This is a genomic window from Amycolatopsis sp. NBC_00355 (assembly GCF_036104975.1).
Lineage (GTDB): Bacteria > Actinomycetota > Actinomycetes > Mycobacteriales > Pseudonocardiaceae > Amycolatopsis.
This window is the reverse complement of record NZ_CP107982.1, coordinates 7,617,981-7,634,423: the sequence shown is the minus strand read 5'-3', so window position 1 is coordinate 7,634,423 and position 16,443 is coordinate 7,617,981. Positions and strand designations below refer to the sequence as shown.

General features: G+C 70.0%; 18 protein-coding genes. 7 read left to right on the top strand and 11 right to left on the bottom strand.

Translation table 11 applies throughout. The features are described 5' to 3' along the window. Window positions 1–222 precede the first annotated feature (222 nt). A complete protein-coding gene (locus tag OHS18_RS35120) occupies window positions 223–1,104 on the top strand; it encodes a hypothetical protein (protein ID WP_328613682.1) in 882 nt (293 codons plus the stop codon). A 68-nt stretch (window positions 1,105–1,172) separates the two neighbouring features. Here the strand turns inward: OHS18_RS35120 and OHS18_RS35115 are convergent, their stop codons facing one another. Together OHS18_RS35115 and OHS18_RS35110 are read right to left on the bottom strand one after the other, a co-directional pair. Beyond that, the gene (locus tag OHS18_RS35115; protein ID WP_328613681.1) at window positions 1,173–2,567 is read right to left on the bottom strand and encodes a S8 family peptidase; all 1,395 of its coding nucleotides are present in this window, start codon (window positions 2,565–2,567) and stop codon (window positions 1,173–1,175) included. 75 nt (window positions 2,568–2,642) lie between these two features. Beyond that, complete coding sequence (locus tag OHS18_RS35110; protein WP_328445272.1) at window positions 2,643–2,879, bottom strand: SCO4848 family membrane protein; 237 nt, start codon at window positions 2,877–2,879, stop codon at window positions 2,643–2,645. 43 nt (window positions 2,880–2,922) lie between these two features. On the opposite strand from OHS18_RS35110, the gene OHS18_RS35105 reads away from it, so the two are divergent. Further along, window positions 2,923–4,173 (top strand): D-alanyl-D-alanine carboxypeptidase family protein, encoded by a 1,251-nt coding sequence (locus tag OHS18_RS35105; RefSeq protein WP_328445274.1) that lies wholly within the window; start codon window positions 2,923–2,925, stop codon window positions 4,171–4,173. Here the strand turns inward: OHS18_RS35105 and OHS18_RS35100 are convergent. From OHS18_RS35100 to OHS18_RS35075, 6 genes are all read right to left on the bottom strand, one after another. Further along, complete coding sequence (locus tag OHS18_RS35100) at window positions 4,170–4,616, bottom strand: winged helix-turn-helix transcriptional regulator (RefSeq protein WP_328613680.1); 447 nt, start codon at window positions 4,614–4,616, stop codon at window positions 4,170–4,172. The two genes, OHS18_RS35105 and OHS18_RS35100, sit on opposite strands and share 4 nt — an antisense overlap. Beyond that, window positions 4,613–5,614 (bottom strand): NADP-dependent oxidoreductase, encoded by a 1,002-nt coding sequence (locus tag OHS18_RS35095; protein WP_328613679.1) that lies wholly within the window; start codon window positions 5,612–5,614, stop codon window positions 4,613–4,615. The genes OHS18_RS35100 and OHS18_RS35095 overlap by 4 nt, the downstream gene beginning before the upstream one ends. A gap of 8 nt (window positions 5,615–5,622) precedes the next feature. Continuing rightward, a complete protein-coding gene (locus OHS18_RS35090; protein WP_328613678.1) occupies window positions 5,623–6,729 on the bottom strand; it encodes an acyl-CoA dehydrogenase family protein in 1,107 nt (368 codons plus the stop codon). Window positions 6,730–6,785: 56 nt separating this feature from the next. After that, a complete protein-coding gene (gene yhjD, locus OHS18_RS35085; protein ID WP_328445282.1) occupies window positions 6,786–7,814 on the bottom strand; it encodes an inner membrane protein YhjD in 1,029 nt (342 codons plus the stop codon). Window positions 7,815–8,118: 304 nt separating this feature from the next. Continuing rightward, the gene (gene trpS / locus OHS18_RS35080) at window positions 8,119–9,150 is read right to left on the bottom strand and encodes a tryptophan--tRNA ligase (protein ID WP_328613677.1); all 1,032 of its coding nucleotides are present in this window, start codon (window positions 9,148–9,150) and stop codon (window positions 8,119–8,121) included. Window positions 9,151–9,196: 46 nt separating this feature from the next. Further along, complete coding sequence (locus tag OHS18_RS35075) at window positions 9,197–9,568, bottom strand: hypothetical protein (protein WP_328613676.1); 372 nt, start codon at window positions 9,566–9,568, stop codon at window positions 9,197–9,199. A gap of 524 nt (window positions 9,569–10,092) precedes the next feature. Between OHS18_RS35075 and OHS18_RS35070 the strand changes: the two genes are divergently transcribed. After that, window positions 10,093–10,830 carry a chitinase gene (locus OHS18_RS35070; RefSeq protein WP_328613675.1) on the top strand — a complete coding sequence of 246 codons (738 nt, stop codon included), beginning with the start codon at window positions 10,093–10,095 and terminating at the stop codon, window positions 10,828–10,830. 53 nt (window positions 10,831–10,883) lie between these two features. On the opposite strand, the gene OHS18_RS35065 is transcribed toward OHS18_RS35070, so the two are convergent. Further along, entirely contained in the window at window positions 10,884–11,381 is a 498-nt protein-coding gene (locus OHS18_RS35065) for a MarR family winged helix-turn-helix transcriptional regulator (protein ID WP_328613674.1), read from the bottom strand. Between the two features lie 64 nt (window positions 11,382–11,445). Between OHS18_RS35065 and OHS18_RS35060 the strand changes: the two genes are divergently transcribed. Continuing rightward, the gene (locus OHS18_RS35060) at window positions 11,446–11,919 is read left to right on the top strand and encodes a cupin domain-containing protein (protein WP_328613673.1); all 474 of its coding nucleotides are present in this window, start codon (window positions 11,446–11,448) and stop codon (window positions 11,917–11,919) included. Here the strand turns inward: OHS18_RS35060 and OHS18_RS35055 are convergent. Beyond that, a complete protein-coding gene (locus OHS18_RS35055) occupies window positions 11,916–12,722 on the bottom strand; it encodes an exodeoxyribonuclease III (RefSeq protein WP_328613672.1) in 807 nt (268 codons plus the stop codon). The genes OHS18_RS35060 and OHS18_RS35055 overlap by 4 nt on opposite strands. A 543-nt stretch (window positions 12,723–13,265) precedes the next feature. Here OHS18_RS35055 and OHS18_RS35050 point away from each other — a divergent pair. The 3 genes from OHS18_RS35050 to OHS18_RS35040 all read left to right on the top strand — a co-directional run bounded on the left by OHS18_RS35050 (window position 13,266) and on the right by OHS18_RS35040 (window position 15,974). Beyond that, on the top strand, window positions 13,266–14,015 hold the full coding sequence (locus OHS18_RS35050) for an MBL fold metallo-hydrolase (protein ID WP_328613671.1): 750 nt from the start codon (window positions 13,266–13,268) through the stop codon (window positions 14,013–14,015). A 743-nt stretch (window positions 14,016–14,758) separates the two neighbouring features. Continuing rightward, window positions 14,759–15,343 carry a TetR/AcrR family transcriptional regulator gene (locus tag OHS18_RS35045; protein WP_328445298.1) on the top strand — a complete coding sequence of 195 codons (585 nt, stop codon included), beginning with the start codon at window positions 14,759–14,761 and terminating at the stop codon, window positions 15,341–15,343. Window positions 15,344–15,422: 79 nt separating this feature from the next. Continuing rightward, complete coding sequence (locus tag OHS18_RS35040; protein WP_328445300.1) at window positions 15,423–15,974, top strand: permease; 552 nt, start codon at window positions 15,423–15,425, stop codon at window positions 15,972–15,974. Here OHS18_RS35040 and OHS18_RS35035 read toward each other — a convergent pair whose 3' ends face one another. Further along, window positions 15,975–16,271, bottom strand: a complete 297-nt coding sequence (locus OHS18_RS35035; RefSeq protein WP_328445302.1) for an SH3 domain-containing protein — start codon at window positions 16,269–16,271, stop codon at window positions 15,975–15,977. Window positions 16,272–16,443 lie beyond the last annotated feature (172 nt).

Below are 16,443 nucleotides of genomic sequence, written 5' to 3'. Positions count from 1 at the left end.
TGAGGGACTTAGAGTCCCTCAAGGAGGCCTTCACGGATTTCTGGAGTTATCCACAACAGGTGGGTTATCCACAGGCTTGTCGGGCAGCTCTGGCGTCGAGCCACGCACTTGACTCACCATCGGAATGTGCCTAAAAGAGGAAGATGGGCTGAGTACCCCGAACTGCTCAGACACCAAAGTCGCGAGGGCGTGGTCCGGGCACTCGCCCTCGAATCACTTGAGATGAGCAGCAAGGTCATCTACCGGAGGTGCCTACCCGGGGGCCCCTGGCAACGGTTACTGCCAGGGATCATCCTGCTGCACAACACGGAGCCGACCAGACGAGAACTGGTCATCGCAGCGTTGCTCTACGGCGGGCCGCAATCAGTGGTCACCGGCGTTGAAGCGTGCCGCCGGTACGGTCTCCATATGCCCAGTGAGTTCCCGGCTGGCGATGTGCACGTCCTCATCCCGCATCAGGTCAAGGTTCGCAGCAGCGAGTTCGTCACGATTGAACGAACAGTCAGGTTGCCGAGTGCTTGGGTCCGAGAAGGCATTCCTCTCGCACCACTCGCCCGCGCGACCACCGACGCGGTCCGGCGGGTTCGTGCCGAAGAACCGATCGGCAAACTTTTGGTCGAGGCAGTCCAGCGTGGTCGCTGTTCCCCGGATTCGATCGGTACCGAGCTGAATCATGGGAGCAAACGTGGAACCGCTATGCCTCGCCGCCTCCTGGCCGAATGGGCGGACCTCAGATCGATTGCCGAGGCACGAGCGAAGAAGCTGAGCAGCCAGCTGCCGGTGCCTCCGAGCCATTGGAACGCCGAAGTCCGCGACGAAGCGGGCTGCTATGTCGGCCGACCGGACGGCTGGTGGGATGAGGTCGCGTTGGCCTGGGAGATCGATTCGGTCGACTTTCACTTCTATCGAGACGGCTACGCGCGGACACTCCAGCGGAACAACCGCTACACGGCGGCCGGCATCACCGTCGTCCAGACACTTCCCTCGCAACTTCGGGACGAGCCCGGCCGCGTACTGGAGGAACTTCGCTCTGCTCACCGCGTGGCCTCGGCGCGCACCCGCCCCACCGTCTCGTTGATCGAGAAATCACCCGACTGTCCGTGAAGGCCTCCTTGAGGGACATAGAGTCCCTCAAGGAGGCCTTCACGGACATAAACTGCAGCTATGGAGGGTTAGCGGACGGCGTCTAGGGCGTTGACCAGGCCGTGGCCGTAGTACGAGTTGTCTCGGGTCGGGCCCGAGCACGTTGCTTCGGCCGTGGGGCAGGCCACCGGGTCCGCCTCGCCCGTCAGGAAACGGGACAGCAGCTGCGGTGGGATGCCGCGGAAGCGCGAAGCCAGCAAGGCCGCGACGCCCGCCGCGTGCGGGGAGGCCATCGATGTGCCGCACTTCGAGCCGTACTGGCCGCCGAAGACCGTTGACGACAGCGGGCAGGACGGGCCCGCGCCGGCGGGCGGGGTCTGCGAGAAGTCGCCGCCGGGGGCCGTGACGTCGATCGAGCCGTAGTTGCTGAACGACGACTTCGTGCCCGCGTAGCCCACCGACGACACCGTCACTACCCCGTCGATCGCCTTGGGCAAGATGCCGCACGACTTGTCCACCGGGTGGGGGCGGTTCGGGTCCGTGGTCTGCGACGTCGTGTCGAAGCCCGAGTTGCCCGCCGCCGAGACGTTCAAGACCCCGTGGTGCGTCGAGTAGGTGATCGCGCGGCGGACCGCTTCGTACGCCGCCGCGTCGCCCGGTTCGCGGGAGCAGAAGAACATGCCTGGGTCGATGTAGTAGCTGTTGTTCGTCACCGGGAAGCCGTGCTTCGCCGCCCAGACGAAGCCGCAGACCGCCGACTCCGGGAAGATGTAGCCCTCGTCGTTGACCACCTTCACCGAGGCCAGACGAACACCCGGCGCGATGCCCGTGAAGCCCGCCGCCGGGTCCTTGCCCGCGATCGTGCCCGCCACGTGCGTGCCGTGGTCGGACGTCGTCGGGGCCCATGACGCCGGCGTCAGGTCCGGGGCGCCCGTGATGCAGCCCGCCGACTCCGAAGGCGAGACGGCCGCCTTAAGAGCCGGGTGAGAAGCGTCGATGCCCGAGTCCAGGACGCCGACCGTCACCGAACGGCTGCCTTGGTACTTCTTGTTCGCCTCCGGCGCGTGGATCGCCTTCATGTCCCACTGCTGCGCCGACAGGTCACCCGCGGCGGCCACCGACTGGGTGTCCTCCAGCGTCCGGACCGCCCCCAACGAGGACCGGGCGGCACCGGCCGAAGCCACGTCCTTGCCGCCCGAGTAAGCCCGGTAGACGCCGATCTTCTGCTGGAAGTCCGCGTTGCGCGAGCTCGCGATCGCGACGCCGATCTCGCCGTAGTACGCCACCTTGGTGCCGCACTTCGCGGCCAGCTCCTTGTCGACGGCCGACGCGCGCGTGCCCGGCTGGTAGGTCACGACGTACGTGTAGGCCGTGCTCGTGGTGTCACAGGCGACCGGGGCGGCCTCGGCGGCCGGCGCGGCGGCCAGCAGGCCACCTCCGACGACCAGCGCCAGCGGAGCCGCCATTCGGCGTAAACGGGACATTCCACCTCCATGATTCGGTGGCGCCAACCTAAGCCAGCCCGAAACCGGGCGCCACCGACCAAAGGTGGACAACCCTCAGGCGGCGACCCGCGACGCCCGGACGCCGCGCCAGCCCAGGATCCCGATGAGCGTGCCCAGCACGAACGACACGACCGTCAGCACCGCGTGCACCACGAAGTACGCGGTCGGCGAGCCGTCCGGCGTCCAGGACTGGTCGCTCGCCCACAGGTTCTTGGCGAAGGTGATCCAGATGATCCACGACCACACGCCGAAGGCCAGCAGGAACATCGAGGTGCGCTTGGAAATCCGCATGCCCCTGAGTATGCGCGGGCCGCATCGGCGCTAGATTGCGTGGGTGCACTCTGTTGTCTCCCGGTCGCTCAAGGTCTTCACGACGACGCTCACCGCCGGTCTGCTGGCCCTGAGCACGCCGGTCCTCGCGGCCGCCGCGCCGCCGCAGGGCGCGCAGTGCGCGAACCACCAAGCGCCGCCGCCCGCGGTCGACACGTCCGAGAAGCCGGCGCCCGGACGGGTGGCGCCGCAGCCGCTCGCCGTGCCCGCCGCCCCCGTCGGCGGCCCGCGGCTGGCCGAGTGCGGCCTCATCACCCCGGATGGCGCGCTCAACCCGCCGGACGGCAACACCGCGGCGTCCTGGCTGGTGCAGGACCTCGACACCGGCGCGGTCATCGCGGCGAAGGACCCGCACGCCCGGCAGCGGCCGGCGTCGCTGATCAAGACGCTGCTCGCGCTCGTCGTCGTCACCCAGCTCAAGCCGGAGCAGGTGCTCGTCGCGACGAAGGAGGACGCCGAGCAGGAGTGCACCTGCGTCGGCATCGTCGCCGGCGGGAGTTACACCGTCGACCAGCTGCTGCACGGCCTGCTGATGCACTCCGGCAACGACGCCGCCCACGCGTTCGCCACGGCGCTCGGCGGGGTCGACGCCGCGGTGACGAAGATGAACGCGATGGCCGTCCGCGTCGGCGCCCTCGACACCCGCGCGGCGACGCCGTCGGGGCTGGACGGGCCGGGCATGTCGACGTCGGCCTACGACCTGAGCCTGATCTTCCACTACGCGATGAAGCAGCCGGAGTTCGCGAAGGCCGTCGCGACGAAGAACTTCGAGATCCCGGCGACCGGCGGCAAGCCGGCCATCCCGGTCTTCAACGACAACAAGCTGCTCGGCGTCTACCCGGGTTTCCTCGGCGGCAAGACCGGCTTCACCGACGACGCCCGCCACACCTACGTCGGCGCGGCGCAGCAGAAGGGCAAGCGGCTCGCCGTCGTCATGCTGCGGGCCGAGCAGAAGCCGACCAAGGTCGTCGACCAGGCCGGGAAGCTGCTCGACTACGGCTTCGCGCTGGAAGCCGACCACGCCCAGCCCGTCGGCCAGATCACCTACCAGGCCCCCGCCGCGACGCCCGAGGGCGGCGAGCCGACGATCCTCCCGGACGGCAGCACCGCGACCAACAGCGGCACGTCCACCTCGGCGGCCGCCAAGGACGACCCGTTCGGCGTCACCGGCTGGATCATCACGCTCGTGGTGTTCCTGATCATCGTCGGCGCGTTCGTGGTCGGGCACCAGCGCAAGAAGGCCGCCGGGAACTAGCGGAACGCGGGCCCGGGCTCGGGGGTCACCTTGTCGGTGGCGATCGCGCCACCGCAGTGCCCGCAGGCGACGTACGTCTCGGCGATTTCGCCGCAGTCGTTGTGCCGCAACAGGATCGGCGGCCCGTCCGGCCCGGCGAGGTGCTTGTCGCCCCACTGCATGAGCGTCACGACGGCGCCGAACAGGTCCCGGCCGGCCTGCGTCAGGTGGTACTCCGGCCGGTCCGGCACTTCTTCGACACGCGCCAGCACGCCCGCCTCGGCCAGCGTCTTCAGCCGCGCGGACAACGTCGGGCGCGGGATCGACAGGTTGCGCGCGAACTCGCCGTAGCGCCGCACGCCGAAGAACGACTCGCGCAGGATCAGCAGGCTCCACCGCTCGCCGACCAGGTCGAGCGCCCGGCCGACCGAGTCCGCCGCGAACCGGTGCCGGAGATCCGTCACAGCGCCAGCACCAGCTTGCCGGTGTTCTCACCGCGGAACAGCTTGAGCAGCGTCTCCGGGAACTTCGCGATCCCGCCGGTGACGACGTCTTCGCGCGCCTTCAGCTTGCCTTCGCGCACCCACCCGGCCAGCGCTTCGATCGCTTCGGGGTACCGGTCGGCGTAGTCGGAGAAAACGAACCCGGTCATGGACGCGCGCTGCACCAGCAGCTGCATGTAGTTGGCCGGGCCGCGCGGCCCTTCGGTGCTGTTGTACTGCGAAACCGCGCCGCTCAGCACGATCCGGGCGCCGCGCGCGAGCCGGGCGAGGGCCGCTTCGAGGACTTCGCCGCCGACGTTGTCGAAGAAGACGTCGATCCCGCCGGGCGCGTGTTCCTTCAGGTCCGCGCGGAGGTTCCCGGCGCGGTGGTCGACGGCGGCGTCGAAGCCGTACTCCTCGACCAGCGTGCGGCACTTCTCCGGCCCGCCGGCGATGCCGACGACGCGGCAGCCGTGGATCTTCGCGAGCTGGCCGGTGACGATGCCGACCGACCCGGCCGCGGCCGACACCACGACGGTCTGGCCCGGCTCCGGGCGGCCGACGTCGAAAAGCCCGAAGTACGCGGTGATCCCGCTGATGCCGAGCGTCCCGAGGAACGTCGGCGCCGGCGCGAGAGAGGTGTCGACGACCTGGACGCCCTTGCCGTCGGAGACGGCGAAGTTCTGCACGCCGAACGTGCCGAACACACTCTGCCCGGCCTTGAACCCGGGGTGGTTCGATTCGACGACCTCCGCGATCCCGGCCGCGCGCATGACCTCGCCGATCCCGACCGGCGGCACGTACGACCGGCCCGGGTTCATCCAGGTGCGCATCGCCGGGTCCAGCGAGAGGTACCGGACCTCGACGAGGAACTCGCCGTCACCGGGCGACGGGACGGCGTCCTCGGTGTACTGCCAGTCCTCGTCCTTCGGCAGGCCGGACGGGCGGGCGGCGAGGCGGTACTGGGCGTTGACGGGCACGGGGCTCCTCAGAACTGTTCGGTGCGGGCCGGGACGCCCAGCAGCAGCTTGCCGGACAGCTCGAAACTGGCCGGGTTGACCTGGAAGTGCGCGGTGGCCGTGTGCGCGTCGCGGAACCGGCGCTGCAGCGGTGACGTCTCGTAGATCGCCGCGCCGCCGGCGAGGTCGTACATGCTGTCGGCGACCTTCGCGGCGGTGCGCGTGGTGTGCGTGGCGGCCAGCCGGAGGCCGAGCTTGAGCTGGTCCGACACGGGGTCGGTGCCCTGCGCGGCCTGCCAGGCGTCGTCGATGCTGGTGTAGAAGAGCAGCCGCGCCGCGCGCAGGGCGGCTTCGGCCTCCGCGACGGCGGCCTGGGTCTGCGACCGCTCGGCCAGCGACCGGCTGGAGCCGAGCGGCTTGCGCGTCGAAGCGAGCTCGACCAGGTCGTCGATCGCGCCGCGCGCGTTGCCCAGCGCGGCCGCGGCGACGGACAGCGCGAAGTAGCCGAAGAGCGGGAACCGTTGCAGCGCAACGGCTTCCTCCGGCGGCCCGCCCAGCACCGAGAAGACGCGGTGTTCGGGGACGAACAGTTCGTCGGCCACGCAGTCGTGGCTGCCGGTGCCGCGCAGGCCGTTGGTGTGCCAGGTGTCGAGCACTTCGATCTCGGGCTTCGGCAACGCCGCCACGTACAGCTCGCTTTCGTGCACGAACCCGGCGAAAAGCCAGTCGCAGTGCGGGATGCCGCTGCAGAACGGCCAGCGCCCGGAGACGACGTAACCGCCGTCGGTCTTCTTGCCGGCCCCGCGCGGCGCCCAGACGCCGGCCGCGACGGTTCGAGGGTCGCCGAAGACCTCCTCGGCGCACTTACGCGGCGCGTACGCCGAGAGCAGGCTGCTCGTCACGGCGATCGAGACGCACCAGCCGGCCGACGCGTCGCCGCGCGCGACCGTCTCCGCCGTCTCGAGGCTGAGGGCGGGCGACGCTTCGGGGCCGCCGAGGTAACCGGGGACGCCGCTGCGCAGGAGCTGCGCGTCGGTCAGCTTCGCGACGAGCTCGGCCGGCAGCGCGCGGTTCCGCTCGGTGACCGGCGCGAGCGTCTTGGCGAGGGCGGCACACTCGCGGGCGGCGTCCAGCATGAAACCTCCGGTTCAGAATTCTTACCGGTTCAGTTTCTTTACCGCACGGGCCGCTGTCAAGACTTGCGACGACCACCCAGCCACGCGAGCAGCGCACCCGCGCTGAACGCGCCCGCGACGGCGCCGAGGCCTGGCCCGCGCTGCACGGTGACGTTCTGCTCGAGCCGCACCGGCACCGGCGGCGCGATGACCTTGCGCTGGTTCTCCTTGGCCGTCGCGGTCCACGCCGTGACGAGCAGCAGGAAGCGGGAGACGAAGTTGGCGAACACAAGCAGGCCGATGACCGGGCCGAACAGCGCGAACGCCGGCGACTTCGTGACGCTGGCCAGGTAGAACGTGGCGGCCTGCTGCAGGATGACGAACCCGATGGAGGCGAACACCGCGCCCTTGACGGCGCTGCGTAGCGCGACACGTTCGCGCGGCAGGCGCGCGATGACCCAGAGGAAGACGAGGGTGTTGGCGGCCAGGCCGAGCACGATGGTCGCGATGCGGAGCAGGACCTTCGCCCAGGTCTCGTCCGCCAGCCCGACGAGCCCGAGCAGGAAGTTCCCGACACCGCCGCCGATCGCGGTCAGCGCGAACGAGACGACGAGCGCGACACCCAGCCCGACCAGCGCGACGAGGTCCTTGAGCGTCTGCTTGACGAACGGCTGCGGCTGCTTCTCCTGGCCCCACTGCGCGGTGAGCGCGTCACGCAGGTTCGCCATCCAGCCGATGCCGGAGTAGAGGGCGATGAGCAGGCCGAAGATCCCGATGCCGCTGCCGGCGCCGATCGCGGCGTCCACGATGCCTTGGACGAGGCTGCGCAGGCCCGAGGGCACCGAGTTGTTGATGCTGTCCTTGATCTGGTTGATGACGGCCGGGTCGTGGTTGACGACCAGCCCGACCACGGCGAAGGCGACCATCAGGATCGGGATGACCGACAGGACGCTGAAGTAGGTGATGGCGGCCGCGTAGTGGTTGCCGTACCGCTCGGTGAAGGCCTCGTTCGCCCGGATCAGGTGATCGAGCCAGGGGTACTTCCGCCGCAGCCGCGGCAGGAGCTTTTCCTTCTCTTCTTTGGTCGCCACTGTTTCGTTCGCCACCGTGAAACGCTAACCACGCCCGGTGACTCCCGCAACGCGAGCGGTCCACGTGAGGGAGGCGAGAAGGGCCTGGTAGGTCCGATCTTGATCACCGGCGGGCTTGCGCGCCCTGCCGCTCGGCGCGGAACTCGATCACGGCGTCGTACGCGCGGAGCCTTCGTCGGTGAGGTCGGCCGCCGATTCGATCTCCGACGTGCCCCTCGGAGGGCGACGCTGAATCGCCATGCCTGGCCGGACCCGGGCAGCGCATCATCGACTCCGGAGACCGGCGACTCGAACCGTCCTTCGGGTGGCGAGCCGGCGGCTATCGCACCGGCGGCAGGAACCCGATCCGCTGGTACGTCTTGGCCAGCGTCTTCGACGCGACCTCGCGCGCGCGTTCGGCGCCCGCGGCGAGGACCTTGTCCAGCTCGGCCACATCGTCCAAATAGGACTTGACCCGCTCTTGGATGGGCGTGACCCATTCGACGAAGACCTCGCCGAGGTCCTTCTTCAGGTCGCCGTAACCCTTGCCTTCGTAGGCAGCTTCGAGGTCGGGGATCGTGCGCTCGGTGAGCGCCGAGAAGATCGTCAGCAGGTTCGAGACGCCCGCCTTGTTCTCGGTGTCGAACACGACCTCGCGGCCGGTGTCGGTGACCGCCGAGCGGATCTTCTTCGCCGAGCGCTTCGAGTCTTCGAGCAGCTCGACGAGACCGTTCGCGGTGGACGCCGACTTGCTCATCTTGCTCGTCGGGTCCTGCAGGTCGTAGATCTTCGCCGTGTCCTTGATGATGTACGGCTCGGGCACGACGAACGTCTTGCCCAGCCGGTTGTTGAAGCGCTGTGCGAGGTCGCGCGTCAGCTCGAGGTGCTGGCGCTGGTCCTCGCCGACCGGGACGGCGTCCGCCTGGTAGAGCAGGATGTCCGCGGCCTGCAGGATCGGGTACGTGAACAGGCCGACGCTGGAGCGGTCGGAGCCCTGCTTGGCCGACTTGTCCTTGAACTGCGTCATCCGGCCGGCCTCGCCGAACCCGGTCTGGCACTCCATGACCCAGCTCAGCTGGGCGTGCTCCGGCACGTGGCTCTGCACGAACAGGGCACTGCGCCGCGGGTCGATGCCGATGGCGAGCAGCTGCGCGGCCGAGACGCGGGTGCGCTGGCGCAGCACCTTCGGGTCCTGCTCGACGGTGATCGCGTGGAGGTCGACCACGCAGTAGAACGGCTCGTGCGTGTCCTGCAGCCGCACCCACTGGCGCAGCGCGCCGAGGTAGTTGCCGAGGTGGAACGAGTCGGCGGTCGGCTGGATCCCGGACAGGACCCGCGGGCGGCGGGCGGCTGCGATCTGCTCTTCGGACACGCGTGGATTCTTTCAGGCCGCGACGCGCTGACGGCGCCGAGGGGCCTCAGGCGTGCGGGTGCGGGGCCAGGAACGGGCGAGTCGACGCGGCGTCGGGCTCGGCCAGGACGGCCTCCGCCAGCGCCGTGACCGGGCCGGTGACCTCCGGGACGACCGGAACGGCCTCGACGATCTCGGCCGTGGAACGGGTCTTGCGGCGCTGCCGCAGCACACCCAGCGTCATGCCGACGATGCCGAGCGCGACGGCGACGAGGCCGACCGGGCCCAGCACGCCGAAGCTGTCGGAGTTGGAGTCGGCCTGCACGGTCGTGCCGTCGGCCAGTGCCGTGGCCGCGCCGGCGGCCAGCAGGCCGGCCGGGACGAGCACGAGGACCGCACCTGCCCTGGCCGCGCGGACCCCGCGCAGCGTGGACCGCATCAGGAGTTGACCTGGGTTGCGCACCGGAGTGCCTCCCGCGAGTGACGAGCGAAACGCTCACCCAAACGAGTGAGACGCTGCGTGCTACTGGTCAAAAAACTACCGAGCGTGTCAAGGCCTGAAGACCCACTTGGCTCGGTGGCCGAGACTAGCGCTCAACCAGGAACACGATCCGGGCACCCCCAGGGTTCACAGCGATCACCCGAACGGTGTTGCGGAAGACGGAACGCTCATACCCAAAGTAGACAGTGGCCGATCGTTGTCCGGCCGTTGGTCACCCGTTCATCGCAACACCACCTCACGTACTGCCATTCGTAGCAGTTCACACTGCTCCGATCGCGGCCTCTTGGCTTCGACCCCGTTTCACTCGTTGGTGATTGGTCTATACCTCTTGGCGTAGCTCCGAAATTCGGAGTGACATCCGGGGCGCCGCCCCGGGCCGGGGGCTCCGCCACCCGGACCCCCGAAATCCATCGGCTTGGTCGGACCGCGCACGACCGGGCATGACAGCAGAGGAGTTCCGCATGTCGTTCCCCCGGTTCCTGAAGCGCGCCGGAGTGGCGGTGGGCGCGCTCGCCGCCACCGCCGCGGCCGTCGTGCTCCCCACCACGACCGCGTCCGCCGCACCGGCCACTTCGGCCGCCGCGTTCGTCGTCAGCGAGGCCCAGTTCGACCAGATCTTCCCGGGCCGCAACAGCTTCTACACCTACAGCGGCCTGACCGCGGCGCTCGACGCGTACCCCGGCTTCGCGAACACCGGTGACGACACGGTGAAGAAGCAGGAAGCGGCCGCGTTCCTGGCGAACGTCAACCACGAGACCGGCGGTCTCGTCTACGTCGTCGAGCAGAACACCGCGAACTACCCGCACTACTGCGACACCAGCCAGTCCTACGGCTGCCCGGCGGGCACCGCGGCCTACTACGGCCGCGGCCCGATCCAGCTGAGCTGGAACTTCAACTACAAGGCCGCGGGCGACTCGCTCGGCATCGACCTGCTGAACAACCCGTACCTGGTCGAGCAGGATTCGGCCGTCGCGTGGAAGACCGGGCTCTGGTACTGGAACACGCAGACCGGCCCGGGCACGATGACCCCGCACGACGCGATGGTCAACCAGCGCGGCTTCGGCGAGACGATCCGCAGCATCAACGGCTCGATCGAGTGCAACGGCGGCAACCCGGCGCAGGTCCAGAGCCGGATCGACAAGTACACGCAGATCACCGGGATCCTCGGCGTGCCGACGGGTGACAACCTGTCCTGCTGACGTCCGGCGCTGGCGGACAGGGCCTTCCCTCGCGGGGAGGCCCTGTCCGCGTTTCACTGGGTGTCGTACTCCCGGAGGAGCTTGCGCAGGACGTCGTCGAGGAGGCCGAGTTCCTTGCCCCGCAACGAAGAGAGCAGCTCGGTGACGTTCGCGGTGTGCTCGGTCATCGCGGCGTCGACGACCTCGAAACCCCGGTCGGTCAAGCGGATGCGGAAGCTGCGGCGGTCGTTCGGGTCGAGCGTGCGCTCGACGAACCCGGCGGCTTCGAGTCGATCGAGGCGGCTCGTCATACCCGCGCGGGACATCATCAGCGTCGCGGACAGCTCCGACGGGATCAGCGTGTAGGGCTCCCCCGAGCGGCGCAGCGCGGCCAGGACGTCGAACTCCCCGCGTTGCAGGCCGAACTTGCCGAAGACGCGCTCCTGCGCCGGGCCGAGCACGAGGCTCAGCCGGCCGAGCCGGCCGGCGACGCCGATGGCGGTCAGGTCGAGGTCGGGGCGTTCACGGGCCCACGCCGACACCACGGCGTCGACGGCGTCTTCGTCAGTCACGCGCGAAGTCTATTCGATCCCGGATAGTTTGACAGCGAACTATCAGTCGTGGAACCATCCGGGCATGACGACATTGCTGGTACGCCACGACGAAGCCGAGCAGCTCGGCACGACACCCGACACGATGACGCTGCTCGCCGACGTCTCCCAGACGGGCGGGCACCTGAGCACGAACCGCGCGTCACTGGGCCGCGGGCGCGACGGCGCGACGCCGCACTTCCACACGGCGTCGGCGGAGATGTTCTTCATGCTCGACGGCGAGCTGGAGGTCCTTCAGGACGAGGAGGTCGTGACGGTGCGGACGGGCGACATGCTGTTCGTGCCGCCGCACACGACGCACGCCTTCGGCGCGACTTCGCGCTCGGCCGCGGACGTGCTGATCGTGTTCACACCCGGCGTCGAGCGCTTCGAGTACTTCCGGATGATCGACCGGATCCGGCGCGGCGAGGCGTCGCCGGCGGAGATCCTGGCGTCGCAGGACCGGTTCGACAACCACTTCGTGGACAGCGAGGCCTGGCGCGCCGTCCGTGCGGCCTAGATGTCGTAGGTGGCGGTGACGGGCGCGTGGTCGGACCAGCGCTGGTCGTAGGCGGCGGCGCGTTCGACGACGACGGAGACGACCTTCTCGGCGAGGCCGGGGGTGGCGAGCTGGCAGTCGATGCGCCAGCCGGAGTCGTTGTCGAAGGCCTGGCCGCGGTAGGACCACCAGGTGTAGGGGCCGGGGCCTTCGGGGTCGAGGCGGCGCTGGACGTCGGTGTAGCCGGCCTCGGTGTAGACGCGGCCGAGCCACTCGCGTTCCCCGGGCAGGAAGCCGGAGTTCTTGCGGTTGCCGCGCCAGTTCTTGAGGTCGGCGTTGTCGTAGGCGATGTTCCAGTCCCCCACGACGACCACTTCCCGCCCATCGGCGGCGGCCTTCGCCCGCAGCTCGACGAGGTAGGGCAGGAACGCGGCCATGAAGCGTTCCTTTTCGTCCTGGCGCTCGGTGCCGACGTCCCCGCTGGGCAGGTAGAGACTCGCGACGACGACCTTCGGCAGGTGGACTTCGAGGTAGCGACCGCTGTCCTCGAACTCGGGCTCCCCGAAGCCGATCCGCACTTCACCGGGCTCGACCCGGCTGTAGACGGCGACACCGTTGCGCCCCTTGGCGGCGGAGGGAGCGTGCACCGCGAACCAGCCTTCGGGTGCAACGACGTCGGCGGGAAGCTGCTCCGCCGTGGCGCGCACCTCCTGGCAGCAGACGACGTCGGCCTTCGTGGTGGCGAGCCACTCGACGAAGCCCTTCTTGGCGGCGGCGCGAAGGCCGTTGACGTTCACGGTGGAGACGGTCAGCACGCACTGCACGTTACCGGCCGGGGATGGGGAGACCGTGGTGCCGGGGTCGGTTGCGTCGGGGGTCGGCCCTGCGGCGCGGGCTCAGCTTGACGGCGGTCGGCTCACCGGCCGCGGACTCGACCCGGCGGCTGTGGCTTGGCGGATGCAGGCACGGCCTCCACGATTGCGGACTCGACCCGGCGGCCGTGGGGGCGGTGGGTGCAGGCATGACTCCGCGACTGAGACTCCGCGGCCACAGTCTCGGCTGGCGACTGCGGACTCGGCCCAGTGGCTCCGGCTCGCTGGCTGCAGAGCTCGGTGGCTGCGGGGCTCGGTTAACCGCCGGGCTCGGTGGACTGCGGACTTGGCCCGGCGGCTCTGGCTCGCTCACTGCGGGGCTCAATAGGGGGACTGCCGGGCTCGGCGGGCAGCGGACTCGGCCCAGCAGCTCCGGCTCGCTGGCTGCTGAGCTGGGTGGGCTGCGGGGCTCGGTGGACTGCTGGGCTCGGTGGGGGCTGCGGGGCCGGCGAAATCGGGGCGGGTGGCCGCCGTCGTTCTGTCAGACTGCCGGGCATGAGCCAGCTGACCGTGCTCGGTAGTTGCGGGGCCTTTCCGGAGCCCGGGCGCGCTTGCGCCGGGTTTCTGCTCGAACACGACGGATTCCGCGTCGTGCTCGATCTCGGGTACGGCGCCGCCTCGCGGTTGTTCGCGCACAGCCGGGATCGGCTGCCCGATGCCGTCGTCGTGACGCACGAGCATCCCGACCACTGCGCGGACGTGAGCGCGCTCGGGCGGGCCTGGCACTACACGGTCCAGGAGCCGTCCCAGGATCGGCCGCGGCTGCCGTTGCACTGCACGCCCGGCACCGTCCGGCGCCTCGAAGCGCTGGAGCCGCGGCCGGCGCCGGCCGAGCTGTTCGAGGTGCACGACCTCGGCTCGCCGACGACGCTCGGACCGTTCCGGCTCACGCCGTACCCGCTGCCGCACTTCCTGCCCAACTTCGGGGTACGGCTCAGCGCGCCCGGGCTGACGGTGGCCTACACCGGCGACACGGGACCGTCGCCGGCGCTGGCGGACCTCGGCCGCGACGCGGACCTGGTCATCAGCGACGCCACCCTCCGCACCCCGCCGCCGGAGGGACAACCCCGCTTCCTGATGACCGCCGCGGAGGCGGGCCACTGGGCCGCCCGAGCCGGCGCGCACCGGCTCCTGCTGACCCACTTCTGGCCCGGCACCGACCGGGACGCGTCCGCAGCCGAGGCCCGCGCCGAGTTCGACGGCGAAGTGCTGGTCGCGGAGGAAGATCTCACCGTCGTGCTCTGACCCCCGTCACAGCACGGTCCCCGGGTTCGATCCTCCTCCGGACGGCGCACATCCGTCGCCACCCTCGACGCGGGCTCCCCAGCGCCGCTCAGCCAACGCGCGCTCCCCAGCGCCGCGCCAGACCTTCGCTCGGCTCCCACGTGCGATCCCAGACCTCCGCTCAACCTCCGCACGCGCTCTCCAGGGCCGCGCCAGACCTCCGCCCAGCCCCGAGGGCGCTCCTCACGTCGCGCTCGACTGCCAGCCTTCGCACGCGCTCCCCAGCGCCGTGCCCGACCACCGCTCGGCCCAACATGCGCCCCGTCGCGCCGACCGCCGCTCAGCCATCACGTGCGCTCCCCAGCGCCGTGCGCGACCGCCGCCCAGCCCTACATGCGCTCCCCAGCGCGCCGCGCCCGACCGCAGCCTCCACGTGCGCTCCCCAGCGCCGCGCCAGACCTTCGCTCGGCTCCCACGTGCGGTCCCAGACCTCCGCTCAACCTCCGCACGCGCTCCCCAGCGCCGTGCTCAGCCGTCGTCCGGTCGACCCCGCCTGCCCGCGAAACTCCCCCTGGAGACCCCGCGGACAACCGCCGCCGCTCGTGGCGCGCCCAGCTCCCAAACGCCCTCCTCCCCCGGCAAACCACTCGCCGACCTGCGGGTTTTCGTCGAGGTCAGTTCTAACACCCACCACCGACAAAAACGCGCCTTGACTCCAAAAGCTATGAGTCGTAGCTTTAAAGTTATGCCAAGTAACCAGAGCCATGTCACCTAGGGCCGGGCTCACCACCCACGGCGTCGTCGACCTCGCGCTCGCCGTCATCGACGAGAGCGGGCCCGGTGAGCTGAGCCTCGCCAGGATCGCCGAGCGGGCCGGGGTCTCCGCGCCCTCGCTCTACAAGCACGTCAAGAACCTCGCCGACCTGCGGCGGCTCGTCGATCTGCGGGTGGTCCAGGAGATGGCCGGCGTCCTGCGCGCCGCCGCCACCGGGCGCGCGGGTAGCCAAGCCGTCGGCGCGGTCGCCGACGCCTATCGGGACTACCTGCGGCAGCACCCGCACCGGACCGGGGCGCTCGCCACGGATCCGGATCGGGGGGACGCCGAGCTGAGCACCGCGACCCACGCCGTCGCCGAGGTCGTCTTCGCCGTGCTCCGGCCCTACGGCTTCGACCACGCGCGGTCCGTGCACGCGACGCGCTGTCTTCGCGCGGCCGTCCACGGCTTCGCCGGGCTCGAGGCCTCCGGGGGTTTCGGGCGGCCCGAAGACGTCGGCGAGAGCTTCGAAGTCCTCAAGACCATGCTCGTCCAAGGTCTCAAAACCTATGCAGAGAAAGAGAACCCACGATGACCTTCATCATCGCCGTGCTGCTCTTCACGGTCGGGCTGGGCGTGCTCGACGCCCGCTTCCCCTGGACGGAGGCCCGCAGATGATCGCCGGGCACTTCGGGCTGGCGGCCGCGGTCAAGGCCGGCCGCCCGGCCATTCCCGTGTGGACACTCATGCTCGCCGGCGCGTGGCTGGACGTCGTGTTCGTCCCGCTCTACCTGTCCGGCGTCGAGACGATCGACGGCGCGGGCGGCTATGGCGCGGGCGTCATCCACGCCGACTACACGCACTCCCTCGTCGGCGCGCTCGTGCTCGCCGCGCTGTTCGGCGCCGTCGCCGCGTGGCGGCTCGGCCGGGAAGCCGGGCTGGTCCTCGGCGCCGTCGTGTTCTCGCACTGGCTGCTCGACCTCGTCGTGCACCGCGCGGACCTGCCGATCCTGCCCGGCAACGCCGGCGACCTGCCGACGTTCGGCTTCGGGCTCTGGCGGCTGCCCGCCGTCTCGGCTGTCGTCGAGCTGCTGATGCTGGTCATCGGCATCGGCCTCTACTGGCGCGCGGCGGCCAAGCGCGACCCGAAACGCGCGCGGGTCCTGGGGCTGACCGCCGCGCTGTGCGGCGTCATCACCCTCGGTACCGATCTGCTGGGAGTCTGATCAGCAGGCGGACCCCGCGACCGGCTCGGTGAACGCGGCGGCGACCCACTTGTCGTCGGCGATCTTGCGGAAGCCGTTCTGCACCCCCGGCAGGGCGTCGAACTGGGCGTCCCGCAAGTACTTGCCGACGATCTTCGCGTTGCCGTCGGCGGTTTCGCGGGCGTTGAGGACGTCCGCGATCACCGTGACCTTGCACCCGGTGGCCGACGCTCCGGACGCCTGCTTGTTCGTGTTCAACGCGTAGATGACGATGACCGCGACGATGGCACCGACGATGATCAGCGTTTTCTTCGACATACGAGGACCACGCCTTCCTTCACCACGAATCCCGTCCTACGCCAAGGGTAGGCAATCCTTTACCCGAACGAATAGCGCCGGGCGGCGTAACCACCCGGAGGCGCCAATCAAGGCCCTCCGGCGGTGACGCAGGGTGCTCGCCGAACCACGCGAAAGCCCCCTTCCCGGCATT

Coding starts and splice junctions, on each gene's coding strand:
- OHS18_RS35120 (WP_328613682.1), top strand. CDS start 223: ATGAGCAGCAAGGTCATCTACCGGAGGTGCCTACCCGGGGGCCCCTGG.
- OHS18_RS35115 (WP_328613681.1), bottom strand. CDS start 2,567: ATGTCCCGTTTACGCCGAATGGCGGCTCCGCTGGCGCTGGTCGTCGGA.
- OHS18_RS35110 (WP_328445272.1), bottom strand. CDS start 2,879: ATGCGGATTTCCAAGCGCACCTCGATGTTCCTGCTGGCCTTCGGCGTG.
- OHS18_RS35090 (WP_328613678.1), bottom strand. CDS start 6,729: ATGCTGGACGCCGCCCGCGAGTGTGCCGCCCTCGCCAAGACGCTCGCG.
- OHS18_RS35075 (WP_328613676.1), bottom strand. CDS start 9,568: ATGCGGTCCACGCTGCGCGGGGTCCGCGCGGCCAGGGCAGGTGCGGTC.
- OHS18_RS35070 (WP_328613675.1), top strand. CDS start 10,093: ATGTCGTTCCCCCGGTTCCTGAAGCGCGCCGGAGTGGCGGTGGGCGCG.
- OHS18_RS35060 (WP_328613673.1), top strand. CDS start 11,446: ATGACGACATTGCTGGTACGCCACGACGAAGCCGAGCAGCTCGGCACG.
- OHS18_RS35050 (WP_328613671.1), top strand. CDS start 13,266: ATGAGCCAGCTGACCGTGCTCGGTAGTTGCGGGGCCTTTCCGGAGCCC.
- OHS18_RS35045 (WP_328445298.1), top strand. CDS start 14,759: ATGTCACCTAGGGCCGGGCTCACCACCCACGGCGTCGTCGACCTCGCG.
- OHS18_RS35040 (WP_328445300.1), top strand. CDS start 15,423: ATGATCGCCGGGCACTTCGGGCTGGCGGCCGCGGTCAAGGCCGGCCGC.
- OHS18_RS35035 (WP_328445302.1), bottom strand. CDS start 16,271: ATGTCGAAGAAAACGCTGATCATCGTCGGTGCCATCGTCGCGGTCATC.